The 13,646-nt window shown below is 68.6% G+C and carries 11 protein-coding genes and 2 pseudogenes; 9 read left to right on the top strand and 4 right to left on the bottom strand.

The genetic code is table 11. The features are described 5' to 3' along the window. Positions 1-489: 489 nt before the first annotated feature. The 7 genes and pseudogenes from AMK27_RS03925 to AMK27_RS44305 all read left to right on the top strand — a co-directional run. Positions 490-609, top strand: a pseudogene (locus tag AMK27_RS03925) (DUF3140 domain-containing protein); the annotation flags it as partial. A 299-nt stretch (positions 610-908) separates the two neighbouring features. Continuing rightward, positions 909-1,931: a DNA topoisomerase IB gene (locus tag AMK27_RS03915; RefSeq protein ID WP_073902587.1), complete on the top strand. Its 1,023-nt coding sequence runs from the start codon at positions 909-911 to the stop codon at positions 1,929-1,931. Positions 1,932-2,051: 120 nt separating this feature from the next. Then, on the top strand, positions 2,052-2,678 hold the full coding sequence (locus tag AMK27_RS03910; protein ID WP_073902586.1) for a flavodoxin family protein: 627 nt from the start codon (positions 2,052-2,054) through the stop codon (positions 2,676-2,678). Positions 2,679-2,704: 26 nt separating this feature from the next. Continuing rightward, a complete protein-coding gene (locus AMK27_RS03905) occupies positions 2,705-3,604 on the top strand; it encodes an SDR family oxidoreductase (RefSeq protein WP_073902585.1) in 900 nt (299 codons plus the stop codon). After that, positions 3,601-4,605, top strand: coding sequence for a PHP domain-containing protein (locus AMK27_RS03900; protein ID WP_073902584.1), 1,005 nt, complete (start codon positions 3,601-3,603; stop codon positions 4,603-4,605). Before AMK27_RS03905 ends, AMK27_RS03900 begins: the two co-directional genes overlap by 4 nt. A 284-nt stretch (positions 4,606-4,889) precedes the next feature. Then, positions 4,890-6,176: a glutathione-independent formaldehyde dehydrogenase gene (locus tag AMK27_RS03895; protein ID WP_073902583.1), complete on the top strand. Its 1,287-nt coding sequence runs from the start codon at positions 4,890-4,892 to the stop codon at positions 6,174-6,176. A gap of 111 nt (positions 6,177-6,287) precedes the next feature. Then, positions 6,288-6,650: a DUF6296 family protein gene (locus AMK27_RS44305; RefSeq protein WP_338014280.1), complete on the top strand. Its 363-nt coding sequence runs from the start codon at positions 6,288-6,290 to the stop codon at positions 6,648-6,650. A 726-nt stretch (positions 6,651-7,376) separates the two neighbouring features. Here the strand turns inward: AMK27_RS44305 and AMK27_RS03880 are convergent. Both AMK27_RS03880 and AMK27_RS03875 read right to left on the bottom strand, forming a co-directional pair. Further along, complete coding sequence (locus AMK27_RS03880) at positions 7,377-8,561, bottom strand: alcohol dehydrogenase catalytic domain-containing protein (RefSeq protein ID WP_073902582.1); 1,185 nt, start codon at positions 8,559-8,561, stop codon at positions 7,377-7,379. A gap of 52 nt (positions 8,562-8,613) precedes the next feature. Continuing rightward, positions 8,614-9,027 (bottom strand): CBS domain-containing protein, encoded by a 414-nt coding sequence (locus AMK27_RS03875; RefSeq protein ID WP_073902581.1) that lies wholly within the window; start codon positions 9,025-9,027, stop codon positions 8,614-8,616. Between the two features lie 271 nt (positions 9,028-9,298). Between AMK27_RS03875 and AMK27_RS42615 the strand changes: the two genes are divergently transcribed. After that, positions 9,299-9,463 (top strand): hypothetical protein, encoded by a 165-nt coding sequence (locus AMK27_RS42615; RefSeq protein ID WP_158076893.1) that lies wholly within the window; start codon positions 9,299-9,301, stop codon positions 9,461-9,463. Between the two features lie 207 nt (positions 9,464-9,670). Here AMK27_RS42615 and AMK27_RS03870 read toward each other — a convergent pair. Further along, a pseudogene (locus tag AMK27_RS03870) lies at positions 9,671-10,715 on the bottom strand (PP2C family protein-serine/threonine phosphatase). A 187-nt stretch (positions 10,716-10,902) separates the two neighbouring features. Between AMK27_RS03870 and AMK27_RS42270 the strand changes: the two are divergent. Continuing rightward, positions 10,903-11,094 (top strand): hypothetical protein, encoded by a 192-nt coding sequence (locus tag AMK27_RS42270; RefSeq protein WP_143204807.1) that lies wholly within the window; start codon positions 10,903-10,905, stop codon positions 11,092-11,094. A gap of 114 nt (positions 11,095-11,208) precedes the next feature. On the opposite strand, the gene AMK27_RS03865 is transcribed toward AMK27_RS42270, so the two are convergent. Next, complete coding sequence (locus AMK27_RS03865; protein WP_073902580.1) at positions 11,209-13,446, bottom strand: catalase; 2,238 nt, start codon at positions 13,444-13,446, stop codon at positions 11,209-11,211. Between the last annotated feature and the right edge of the window lie 200 nt (positions 13,447-13,646).

Here is a 13,646-nt window from a genome sequence, read left to right as displayed (position 1 = left end):
CCCGGCCGGACTGCCCCTCCCGGCCCGCCTGGCTACCGGCCGTCCACGCGTATCGGTGCGCGCCGCGGGGCGGCGCGGCATCCGCAAGCTCCCGGACCGAGCACAGCAGAAGTGAGGAGCGGGGGCGGGAGGGCTGTCGGGCTTTCCCGGACCGCAGGCCGAACGGCCGCTCCCCATCCCGCTCGCAAGGGTGTGCGGGCCGCCACTCCTCCACTCCAGAGGCTGCCGGAGGGGGAGGTCGGCAGGCTCTGCGTCTCCAAGCGCCCCCCAGCGCTCATGACCCACATGCCCCACAACCTCTAGCCCACACTTCGGCAGCCCAGGACGTTCCAGCGAGAAGACAGCCACCGGGATAGGGCTAGGAGGAACTGCGGCCCGAAGGCTTTCGCGACCTCGGGCTCGATGCGCTGAAGAAGCACGTTGAGGAGATTTCGTGGCACCTAGAACGACAAGCGCGAAACGTGGGATGCCTTCCGCGAACTGGTCGACATGACGAACGTCAACGGGTACGTCCGTCGTCATCTTGCGCAGCGGCCCTCCGGCGCTGTGCAGGACACCGCATGGCGCCACTCCCTCATGAACTGGGGACACGACCCCTTGGCCGACTGAGACGTGTCGCGCAGACCGCGCCGGCCGGACGGCGCGGATCTGATCTGCCCCCGCTCTTCCGGTCGGCCCCCGGGTGATCCGGCCATTCAGGGGCAGAGGCCCACCATGAACGAGATGAAAGAGTGGAAACCCGGTGAGATCGTGACACAGAGTGGCATCTATGCGTGCGATTGCGGCCGGGAGCACCTGTGGAGCAAGAGCACCGATGTGCGCGGGCATCGGTTCCCTCCACTCCCCTACGACTGCACGGGTCAGGCATGGGTCCTGCGTACGCAGGCTCACCCTGACGAGGACTGAAGGTGCGGCTGCGCACGAGTGATCCCAGCAAACCGGGGTGGCGCCGTGTACGCCACGGCCGTGGGTTTCGCTATCTGGACAAGGACGGGCAGCCCCTGACCCCGGACGATCGTGACGGCGTTCGCGCCCTGGTGATTCCTCCGGCCTGGGAGGACGTCTGGGTCTGTCCTTGGCGGAACGGTCACATCCAGGCGGTGGGGACGGACGCCGCGGGCCGACGCCAGTACCTCTACCACGCCGCGTTCCGCGAGCGGCAGGACGCCGCCAAGCACGAGCACGTCCAGCGCGTCGCCCACTCGCTGCCCCGCTTGAGGCAGCAGGTGGAGAGGGACATCGCCGGGCGTGGGTTGTCTCGGTCCCGTGTTCTGGCCTGCCTGACCCGCCTCCTGGATCTGGGATTCCTCCGCGTCGGCGGAGACGGCTACGCGCGCGACAACGGCAGCTTCGGCCTGACGACCCTGCTTCGGGAACACGCAGACTGCCGAGGCGGGGAGATCCGTCTGCACTTCCCGGCCAAGTCCGGCAAGGAGGTCACGCGTGCGCTCGTGGACGATCAGGCGTACAAAGTGGTCCGTTCACTGCTGCGGCGCGGCAACCCGGACTCGAGGCTCTTCGTGTACTGGGAGCACGCCGCGTGGCACGAGCTCCACGGCGACGACCTCAACGCCTACCTGCGCGACCGGTCGGGACAGGATGTGACAGCGAAGGACTTCAGGACCTGGTACGCGACCGTTCTGGCCGCGGTCGCCCTGGCCGTGTCCGACCACACCACCGGCGCCTCCGCCGCCCGCCGCCGCAGGGTCGTCTCCCGTGCCGTGCGCGAGGTCAGCGGGTACCTGGGCAATACGCCGGCGGTGTGCAGGGCGTCCTACATCGACCCGCGCATCATCGAGCTCTACGACCAGGGAGAGACCATCGCGGCCGACCTGGGCGAGCTGGGCAGAGACGGCGTCTTCGGCCACCCGGCCACCCATGGCCGCGTCGAACGCGCTGTTCTGCGTCTTCTCGGTTCGGCGGCTCCGTGACGACGCCCGTGAGGCGGCACTCTGCGGCGTTCGGCCGAACAGTTCCGGCTGCGCACACTGATCGGCTGGTATCAGGATCTTTCAGTGGATACCAGGCAGACATCCGGGTAGCGGAAGCGCATGGACACCACTGACACCACTGCCCTGCGGGCCGTCGCACTCGTCTGCGCGCTCTCGCCTTCGCCCGGTTCTTCGAGTTCTCAGCTCCTGGCTGAACAGACCATGGCCGCCCTGGGAGAGCACGGCGTCACGGGCGGGATCATCCGTATCGCCGACCACGATGTGAAATCCGGCGTGCAGACCGACATGGGTGACGGCGACGCCTGGCCGAAGATCCGGGACGCCGTCCTCAGCGCCGACATCCTGATCGTGTCGACGCCGATCTGGCTCGGTCACCCCTCCAGCATCGCCCAGCGGGTCATGGAACGCCTCAACGCGGAACTCTCCGAGAGCGATGACCAGGGTCGCATGCTGACTTACGGCAAGGTCGCCGCGGTCTGTGTCGTCGGCAACGAGGACGGCGCGCACAAGGTCAGCGCCGACCTCTTCCAAGGTCTCAACGACGTCGGTTTCTCCCTCGCCCCCAACGCCGTCACCTACTGGGTGGGCGAGGCCATGCAGGGCACCGACTACCAGGACCTCGACAAGACGCCCGAGAAGACCGCGGCCACGACGGCCACGCTCGCCGCGAACACCGCCCACCTCGCCCGACGCCTCAAGGCAAGCCCGTACCCGCCTTCCTCCTGACCACAGTCGAACAGGACGGTCCTTCGATGACTTCCCCCGCCGAGCCCGACCCCCGTCTCGCCGATCCCGTGAGCCTCCACCCCCGCCCGCCTTTTCCCGAACAGGACCAGGACCACCCCGGTTCCACCGAGGCCATGCGGCCGCGCCCCGATCACGGAGAACAGACTTACCGGGGCCATGACCTCCTGCTCGACCGCCGGGCACTCGTCACCGGAGGGGACTCGGGAATCGGCCGGGCCGTCTGCCTGGCCTTCGCCCGCGAGGGAGCCGACGTCGTCTTCACCCATCTTCCCGAAGAAGCCGCGGAAGCCAGGGAGACGGCGCGACTGGTCCGAGAGGCAGGCCGCCGGGCGGTGTCCGTCGCCTGCGACATCCGGGACGAGGCGCAATGCACCGCCCTCGTCGCGAAGGCCGTCGGCGAGCTGGGCGGGATCGACCTCCTCGTCAACAACGCCGCCTACCAGATGTCCCAGCCGGACGGTATCGAAGCGATCACCACCGAGCAGTTCGACCGAGTGATGAAGACGAATCTGTACGGCATGTTCTGGCTCACCAAGGGCGCCCTGGCCCACATGCCGCGCGGAGGGTCGGTGATCAACACCGCCTCGGTGCAGGGCTACCAGCCCAGCCCGCATCTCCTCGACTACGCGATGACCAAGTCGGCCATCGTCTCCTTCACTCACGGACTGGCGCAGATGCTCGCCGAGCGCGGCATCCGGGTCAACGCCGTGGCACCGGGACCCGTGTGGACTCCGCTGATCCCGGCGACGATGCCCGATGCGACGAAGTTCGGAGAGCAGTCACCGCTGGGCCGGCCCGCGCAGCCGGTGGAGATGGCACCCGCCTTCGTCTTCCTCGCCTCCGACCAGGCTTCCTACATCACCGGCGAGATCGTCAACGCCACCGGCGGAACACCACTGCCGTGAACCCCGACGAAGCCCTGCGCCGGATCGCGTTCCTCCTCGAATGGCGCGGGACGTCCCCCTACCGGGTGCGAGCCTTCCACACCGCGGCCGACGCCGTCCGTGACCTGCCTCCCGGCCCGGTGGAGGCCTCCCAGGTCGTACGCCTGCGCGGCGTCGGTCCCGTCACCGCCGAGGTGATCGCCCAGGCATCGACCGGAACCGTCCCGGAGTACCTCGCACGCCTGCAGGCCGAAGCCGGCCCGGAGGCCGCGGCCGGCTGGGATCTCTGGGCCCGGAGCCGCGGGGACTGCCATCTGCACTCCGACTGGTCGGACGGCGGCAGCCCCATCGAGGACATGGCCGACGCGGCCCGCACCCTGGGCCACCGGTGGGCGGTTCTGACCGACCACTCGCCACGGCTCACCATCGCCCACGGGCTGAGCCGCGAGCGGCTCGAAAGCCAGCTGGAGGCCGTGGCGGCCGTGAACTTCGAGATGGGCTCCGGCTTCCGGCTGCTCACCGGCATCGAGTGCGACATCCTCGACGACGGCGCGCTCGACCAGAACGAGGACCTGCTGGCCCGGCTCGACATCGTCGTGGCGTCCGTGCACTCCAAGCTCCGTTCGGAGCCCCAGCCGATGACGGCCAGGATGCTGGCGGCGGTACGCAACCCGCTGGTCGACGTCCTGGGGCACTGCACGGGGCGGATCGTCACCGGCCGGGGGCGCCCGCAGTCCCGTTTCGACGCCGAGGCGGTGTTCGCCGCGTGCGCGGAGGCCGGTACCGCGGTGGAGATCAACTGCCGCCCCGAACGGCGCGACCCGCCGGACGACCTGCTGATGCTGGCCGCCTCGGCAGGATGCCGGTTCGCCGTGGACACCGACGCCCATGCCCCCGAACAGCTGCACTGGCAGAGCACCGGCTACGCCCGGGCGGCGCGGATCGGACTGGAGGCGGACCGGCTCATCACCACGTGGCCCCTCGAACGGCTGCTGGCCGGCAGAAGCAGGAGGCACGCATGAAGAGACCTGCGCGGTCCTGCTCCTTCCAGGGTGACCGTCGGGTTCGCCTGGATTGCAGCGCCATGGGGGCAGTCGCAGCGTGACAGCGGTGATCGTTCTCGGAGAATCCGATAAGAGGGGATTCGTGGCCGGTTTTCTTCGGGAGACGGGGTAGAGGCGCCAGGAGACGCAAGACTCCGCAGAGACGGCAGGCCCCTTCCGCCGCCTCCGCGCCGCCACCCAGCAAGGCGTCACGCCACTCCGCCGTGAGACACGGCGCGCCGTGGCGCCGGTAGGGAAAGACCATGAAAGCGGCAGTGTACGAAGGGCCCCGCACGGTCACGGTCAAGAACGTCCCGGACGCGAGGATCGAGCACCCGGCCGACATCCTGGTGAAGATCACCACCACCAACATCTGCGGTTCCGACCTCCACATGTACGAGGGACGGACGTCCTTCGAGACGGGCCGGACCCTCGGCCACGAGAACCTCGGCCAGGTCGTCGAAGTCGGCGATGCCGTCAGCAAGGTCGAGGTCGGCGACTGGGTCGTGCTCCCGTTCAACATCGCCTGCGGCTTCTGCAAGCAATGCGAGCAGGGTCTGACCAACTACTGCCTCACCATGCAGCCCGAGCCGGACATGGCCGGGGCCGCGTACGGCTTCGCCGAGATGGGGCCGTACCAAGGCGGCCAGGCCGAACTCCTGCGTGTCCCGTACGGCGACTTCAACGCGCTGCGGCTGGGCGAGGACGCCGCTGACCGGCAGCTCGACTACGTGATGCTGGCCGACATCTTCCCCACCGGCTACCACGCCACCGAGATGGCCGGAGTCAAGCCCGGAGACCAGACCGTCGTCTACGGCGCGGGTCCGGTGGGGCTCATGGCCGCCTACTCCGCGATCCTCAAGGGCGCGGGCAGGGTCTGGGTCGTTGATCACCAGCCGGACCGGCTGCGGATCGCAGAGGAGATCGGCGCCATCGCGATCAACACCACGGAGCAGGACCCGGCCGATGTCGTCAAGGAGGCCACCCTGGGCCTGGGCGCGGACAACGGCTGCGAGTGCGTCGGCTACCAGGCCCACGACCCGCAGGGCGAAGAGGACGCGGCGCTGACGATGAACGGCCTCATCGACACGGTCCGGTTCACCGGTGGCATCGGTGTGGTCGGCGTGTTCCTGCCCGAGGACCCCGGCGGCGCCGAAGCCCAGGGCGAGCTCGAAGCCCACGGGAAGGTACCGCTGGACTTCGGGATGCTCTGGTTCAAGGGCCAGCGGATCGGGACCGGCCAGGCACCGGTGAAGCGCTACAACCGGGCCCTGCGCGACCTGATCGCCGGTGGGAAGGCCACGCCGAGCTTCCTCGTGTCCCACGAGCTGGGCCTCGCCGAAGCCCCCTCCGCGTATGAGCACTTCGACAACCGTGACGACGGCTGGACCAAGGTGGTCCTGCACCCCGACGGCGGCAACGGCAGCCGCAGCACCGCACACTCGGCCCACCCGACCATGGCGGAACTCCGCCAGGAAGCCAGAGCTCAGGGCATCGAGGGCCGCTCGCACATGAACAAGCGGCAGCTGCAGCAGGCGCTCGGGCACTAGGCGGGCGAGCGGTGGTCGGCGGACACCGGCACCGGCAGCCCGGGCTGCCCCACCGTCGTTCTCCGTGCCGGGGCCGGCCCCGGCCAACACGTCGCACAGAGCGGACAGGCAATGAGTGACAGCGCCGAAGGCCAAACCGGATCCGACCGCTCCACGGAGGCTTCTCCGCCGGTGCGGTATCGAAGTGGCACTGTCGGCGACGGTGGTCTCACGTCGTCGCAGTCGCCGCATCCCGCCAAGCCGACGGAGGCCAGGCAGAGGTACGAACTGGCCTTCCCCGGCGAATCCGCCGCCGGTCAAGACCTCGTGGAGGTGACACGCACCGCCAGGACAGGGCCGGGAGGCCACGCTGTCTACGAGGACGTGACAGGAATCGTCCAGGCCGAGATCAGTCTCCAGGCAGAAGTGCGCATTCTGGCCACCGGCGGTGGCCAGAATGCCGTCCGTGGCGTCGTGGCACGCCCTCTGCCTTGACCTGCCTCTCCGCGTCCACAATGCCCCCCTCACGGCCGGCGCAGCATTTCTACGCCGGCGTCCTGGGCTGGGAACTTCGCCCCAGCAGCCTCGGCGAGGCATTCTCCGTCGCTCTCCATGGCCGTGGGCCCCCTCGCCTTCGGCACCGGTCGGGCCGGACTGGCCTCCGACCCTTGCGGGAGCGGTGTTCGGTTTCTGGCAGGGCGCCGTCGTCCCGGACTGGTCGGTAGGCCGTGGCAGTGCCCCGGCCTGGCTGTACGACTTGTGGGTCTCGGCGAGAGCGCTGGGTGATGACCCCTCCCAGGCCGGTCGCGGCCTCCATCGCCTCTTCCAGGTCCGGTACGGGGAAGTGGACGTGCCAGCGCGGGCGGATCGACGGGTCCGGAGACGCGTCGACCGCTCCGCCGTTGATGCGCGCGACGGTGTCGTGGCCGTGGCGCAGGACGACGTGGCCGTGCTCGCGGGACGCCACGCAGGGGCACACGGCGCATTCGCCGACCCAGTAGGTGACGGCGTTCGACGCCAGGGAGCGGCCGACCTCGTTGAGCCCCGGGAGCAAGCGGGTAGGGCCCTGCTCGCGCCGATGCCCCGGGCGGCGTCGGTGACCACGGCGACGCGGCCCTGGAGGGGAGCTGGACGCGAGGCCGTGCTGGAAGTGCCGTCCCCTTCCGACTGCCGAGACCGGGCCGGCCCCATTTCGCCGGGGGCGGCTCCCGCGAGAGGGCATCAGGGGTGGAAGAGCACCTTAACAACGTTGTCCCGCTTCTTCTGGAAGTCGGCGTACGCCTGCGGTGCCTGGTCCAGGGGCAGGTGGTGGGTGGCGAAGCGCTCGACACCCAAAGGGTCGCCGTCGGTCACCAGGGGCATGAGGTCGTCGACCCAGCGTCGGACGTTGGCCTGTCCCATGCGCAGCTGGATCTGCTTGTCGAACATCGTCAGCAGCGGGAGCGGGTCGGCGGCTCCGCCGTAGACGCCGGACAGCGAGATCGTGCCGCCGCGGCGGACGAGCTCGATGGCCAGCGTGAGAGCGGCAAGCCTGTCGACGCCGGCCTTCTTCATCAGTACGGAGGCCAGGGCATCGGGGAGGAATCCGGTCGCGGTCTGGGCGGCCTTCGCCGCGGTGCTGCCGTGAGCCTCCATGCCGACAGCGTCGATCACGGCGTCCGGGCCGCGTCCGCCGGTCGCGTCCCGGACCGCGTCGACGAGCTCATTGCCGTACTGGAGAAGGTCGAAGACCTGCACTCCGTGCTCGGCGGCGCGGGTCAGGCGTTCGGGCACCAGGTCGATTCCGATGACCGTGCCGGCGCCGCGTTGGGCGGCGATGCGGGTACACATGTCACCGATGGGCCCCAGTCCCAGGACTGCGACACTGCCGTCGGGCGGGACGTCGGCGTAGGCGACCGCCTGCCAGGCGGTCGGCAGAACGTCGGAGAGGTACACGAACCGGTCGTCCGGCGGTCCTTCGGGGACCTTGATGGGAAGGGTGTCGGCGAAGGGGACTCGCAGGTACTCGGCCTGCCCGCCGGGGACCTGCCCGTAGAGCTTCGTGTAGCCGAACAGACTGGCGCCGGTGCCGTGCTCGTGAACCTGGGTCGTCTCGCACTGCGAATGCAGACCTTGCCTGCACATGAAACAGGTCCCGCACGAGACATTGAACGGCACCACGACCCGGTCGCCGACCTTCAGGTCCCTGACCTCGGAGCCGACCGCTGCCACGACGCCCATGGGTTCGTGTCCGAGGATGTCCCCGGGGTCGAGGAACGGGCCGAGGACTTCGTAGAGGTGCAGATCGGAACCGCACAGCCCGGTCGTCGTCACTTCGATCACGCAGTCGGTGGGATCGACGATCTGCGGGTCGGGAACATCTACTACTTCGATCTTGCGACGGCCTTGCCAGGTCACTGCTTTCATCACGCCTCCAAGGTGACGAGGGCGCCCTTCACGCGCGCCCGTGTCGGCGGTTTCAGCTGGACAGGACTTCCAGGAGTTCGCCGACCTGGGGGTCGGCCAGGGAGCGGGCGACGTCGGCCTGGGCGATGACGCCGACGAGGGTGTGTCCGTCGATGACGGGCAGGCGGCGGACCTTGTGCGCGGCCATGGTCCTCATGACGTCCTCGGCGTCGTCGTCGGCACCGATGGTGACCGCCTCGCCTTGGGCGAGTTCGCCTGCCGTGCAGGTGGAAGGGTCCTTCCCTGCGCCCAGGACCTTCACCACGATGTCGCGGTCGGTGAGCATGCCCTTCAGCCGCTCGTCGCTGCCGCAGATCGGCAGCGCACCCACGCCGAGGGCCGTCAGCTTCTTCGCGGCATCCAGGATGCTGTCGTCGGCGCCGAGGCAGGTGACGTCCGGTGTCTTGATCTCGCGCGCGGTGGTCACGGCGGACTCCCGAGCTCTACTTGGCCACACGAGCCAGTCTCGGTGGCCTGTATTCACGCACCTGCCCGTCCCCGGCCCCTGCACGCATCCCTGCGCCCTTTTCATTCATGGACCGGCCGCTTTGCCGACTTTGGACAACGAAAACATGGTTTCGCCCGACATGCGGACAAGGGGTCGGGGGCGGCGTGCGGATAGACCTCAACTCGGCGGGTATACGCGAATCATCAGAAAAGCCCACATTGAGATGTCGCTTCGGAAGGAGATGTTGGTCATGGAAGGCCAGGCACGATCCCAGCCGGCCATCAGCCGTGTACCGCTCGAGGAACGGATCCGCACGTGCCGTCCTGCCATCGTGCGTCAGCCACGGTCCGAACACGAGTCGGCGGAGGAGAAGGCGGCCGGACAGGATGGGAACATCATCCGCGGCGAGGACTGACGCGCTCCAGTGACCTGCCGCAGCCGCAGCGCCTGTGAGAAGGATTGCAGGAACGACTTATGGGCGTTGTAGACGGTCTGGAAGGAACCGGCATGGAGGAGGCCATGGATGAGGTGATCAACATCCGGCCCGCGCCTCTGCGGCCATGGGCCGCAGGAGCCGTACTGCCAGGTGATCCGTGGAGCGTAAGTCCAAGGACACCGCGGATCACACAACCGGGTTGCCGTGGGGGCCGTGCCAGTCCAGGCACAGGACGGTGGCGTCGTCCTTGGGCGGACGGCCTTCGTAGGCGTCGGATACGGCACCGACCAAGGCGCGCACGACCTCACGGGGGTGGTCGTCAGCGGTCTTGCGGAGCAGTCCGGGCAAGTCGACGGTCTCGGCGTCGCGTTCCTGCATCCCGTCGGTGTGCAGGAGCAGGCGGTCGCCGGGGCGAAGGTCGAGCTCTTGGGCCTGGTAGCCGCCTTGGTCGGTGATGCCGAACGGCAGGTCGACCGCCAGGGAAAGTTCGGTGACTGCGCCGTCGCGTAGCCGGTAGGGCCAGGGGTGGCCGGCGTTGATGAGCTGGGCGCTGGTGCCGTCGAGGGCGACGCGCAGGAGTTGGCCGGTGGCGATGCTGCGGTGGCCGTGATCGAGGAGGGCCCGGTGGAGCTGGCGAGCTTGTTCGGTGAGGTCGTCACCGGCGCGGCGGGCGCCGCGGGAGGCGTTGACCAGGAGGGTGGCCATCAGCGACGCGCTGACGTCGTGGCCCATGGCGTCGGTGATCGACAGATGCAGGGTGTGCTGGTCGAGGCTGTAGTCGTAGGTGTCGCCGGCGATGTCGGAGGCCGGGACCAGTGCGCCGGCGAGCGTGAACTGCGGTGCTTCACAGGAGGAGGCGGCGGGCAGGAGCTGTCGTTGGATCTCCGCGGACAGGCTGACGGTCGTGGTGCGGTTGCCCCAGTGGTAGAGGTCGGTGAAGCGGCGGTCGGTGACGATGATGTACGCAAGCGCGTGCGCGGCTTCCTGAATCTGCTCCAGGATGTCCGCGGTGGTGATGTCGGGGAGGAAGACCTCCAGGACGCCGACGGCGTCCCCGCGGTTGGTCACCGCGCAGCAGACGTCGGCCGACAACATCGACGAACAGGAACGACACGTAGGCGGCACCGAACCGTTCCCGAAGGTTGCGCGCCACGACGTCGAGGGAGTCCACCGGTGCTGCGGCCTCCGCTGCCGCCAGCACCTGCGCCAGCCCGATCCGATCATCCGCCACATCAGCCTCCGGAGTCCGCGAGCTCTCTCCTTCCCTCGAACGACGAGTTCACGAAGGAGACGTTGCGAAGTCAACCTGAACCGAACAGGACATGGGGCGCGCCACACCCGGACGACCACGACCCGTAACGCAGCCGTGGACACAGGGACTGCTCCCGAAGGCTGGCGGACGTGCACGAGAGCACTTCTTGGAGCACGCCTTTGAGAGCCGCGTTCTGGCCCTGTGTCTCCCCGCTGATCTCCACGTCACCGGCCGGTCTCCCGCCGTGCAGCGCGCCGGGCGGAACAGGCGGCTCGCCCTGGTCGGCTCTGTACCGAACCGGCTGCGCCGACTCCTCGACCTCACCGGCACCACTCCCCTGTTCCCCGTCGAGACCTGAGGCGGAGACCGCCGGATCCGACGTGGTGCCGACGTGCCTCTCACCTCTCCGGCGGTCACGACATCGGATGCACCGGAGTCGGCGTCCACCCTCGTAGCGCCTGAGGAGAACCGCTCAGGTGGCGGGCGGAAACCTGTCCCAGGCCCGGTGTTCGGACAGAGACGCCTCGACGGATGCTACGACGGTCGCACTGTCCTGGCCGCATGCGATACCAGGGCCGTCCGCCCCGATGCCTACCGTCTCGAGGACCTGCTCGGTGGTGTTCCAGCCACCGATGGCCTTGCCATGCCGGTAGGCCTCGGCAAGCAGCAGCGCGATGCGGGGATCGAGCCCCTGCGGTGCGGGGGTGCCGGCTTTGGCGTCCCTGGCGCCGTAGGCGTCGGAACTGCGGCCCGGCAGGCCGGCGAGGACGACGGCGTCGAATTCGACGGAGCGAGCTGTTGCGAACGTCCGCTGAACCGTGATCGGGTCGCCGTCGGGGTCGAGCATTCCGCCGGTCGGCGCGACGACGAGGGGGACCATGCCCGCGTCCAGGATGCTCCGGCGTGCGGCGCGCACGCCGTCCAGGTCGGAGGCGGCATCGGCGATGATGCCGATCACTCGCCCGTCGACTGGCCAGCGCTGTCCCAGCTGGGAAAGTGCCGGGCTGGGCTCGGCCTCGACGAGAGGAACCGTGGCCTCCGGAGCCGGCAGGACCAGCCCTTCGGCGACCTTCTCGCAGAGCTCTTGGTCGATGTTGGCGAGCACGGTGAGGGCGCGTTCCTTGATGGCCTGTTCGTAGCACTTGCCGAGTTCGAAGGTGTACGCGGCGATGACGTGTTCGCGTTCGGACGGGGTCAGGCTGAGCCAGAACAGCCGGGGCTGGGTGAAGTGGTCCGAGAAGGATGCAGGTGCCGCGCGGACCTTGCTCGCTTCGGGGACCGTCACGGGTGCTTCGAGGAAGGCGCCCGTATCGGCTCCCGCAAGGAAGGGACAACCGCCGTCGAGACTGTTGGGCCGGTAGGGGGCCACCCCGGTGTGCACGGCGGTCTGGTGCATGCCGTCGCGCAGCATGTCGTTGACGGGGGCGTACGGGCGGTTGACGGGCAGCTGGCCGAAGTTCGGGCCGCCGAGACGGCTGATCTGCGTGTCGAGGTAGGAGAAGAGCCGTCCGGCGAGCAGGGGGTCATCGGTGACGTCGATGCCGGGGACCAGGTGGCCTGGGTGGAAGGCGACCTGCTCGGTCTCGGCGAAGTAGTTCTTCGTGTTGGCGTTCAGAGTCATCAGTCCGATGGGCTGGACCGGTGCGAGCTCCTCCGGGACGATCTTGGTGGGGTCGAGGAGATCGATCCCCTCGAACGTCTGCTCAGGGGTGTCGGGGAAGACCTGGATGCCCAGCTCCCATTGCGGGAACGCGCCGGATTCGATGGCGTCGAAGAGGTCGCGCCGATGGAAGTCGGGGTCCATCCCGTTGATCAGCTGCGCTTCCTCCCACAACAGGGAGTGCACACCCAGTTTCGGTTTCCAGTGGAATTTCACCAGAGAGGTGGCACCGTCGGCGGCGACCAGGCGGAAGGTGTGGACTCCGAAGCCTTCCATCATGCGGTACGAGCGGGGAATGCCCCGGTCGGACATGTTCCACAGGGTGTGGTGGGTGGCTTCCGTGTGCAGGGAGACGAAGTCCCAGAACGTGTCGTGCGCGGACTGAGCCTGCGGGATCTCGCGGTCAGGGTGGGGTTTGCCGGCGTGGATGATGTCAGGGAACTTGATCGCGTCCTGGATGAAGAAGACGGGGATGTTGTTCCCGACCAAGTCGTAAGTGCCCTCGTCGGTGTAGAACTTCGTCGCGAAGCCCCGGGTGTCGCGGACCGTGTCCGCTGATCCACGTGAGCCCAGGACGGTGGAGAACCTCACGAACACAGGTGTCTCGACGTCCTTGGCCAGGAAGGCTGCTTTCGTCACGTTGCTCGCGGTGCCGTACCCCTGGAACACGCCGTGAGCAGCCGCGCCACGCGCGTGGACCACACGCTCCGGGATCCGCTCGTGGTCGAAGTGCGTGATCTTCTCGCGCAGGTGGTGGTCCTGGATCAGAACCGGTCCCCGGTCGCCCGCCTTGAGGGAGTGGTCGGTGTCGTGCAGCCGGGCTCCCTGCGCAGTGGTGAGGTATGCGCCGCTCTGCGCCGCACGCGCCTGATCTGCGCCGGTCGCCTGACCGGTCGCCGAGACGGTTTCGGGCCCCCGCTGGTCGGGCTTCGGCGGGAGCGGTTGAGACGGTCGGGTCGGCTCTTCCCGGGGCGGAGAAACCGGGCCGGGCTTGCCCGGGACCCCGTCGCCTGCCGGCTCTGAACCCTCGGGTGTGCGCTGCGAGGTCATGGTCTCTCCAAAAGATCGTCCGCTGGTTGCCTTAGCCATGACCGGCGCGCAGCTGCCCGCAAACGGAACCCGCGGCTTCTCACTCACCTCAGCGGAGTTCCTGGCATCTGCGCGCCCGACATGCGCTCGTATGCCCGCATTGACGGATGTAACCCGGACTTTCCTCGCCCATTTCCAAGACACGTACTCCCGATTGAGCC

Source organism: Streptomyces sp. CB02009 (assembly GCF_001905825.1).
Taxonomy (GTDB): domain Bacteria; phylum Actinomycetota; class Actinomycetes; order Streptomycetales; family Streptomycetaceae; genus Streptomyces.
The sequence above is the reverse complement of the archived record's forward strand: the minus strand, read 5'-3'. Positions and strand labels throughout refer to the sequence as shown.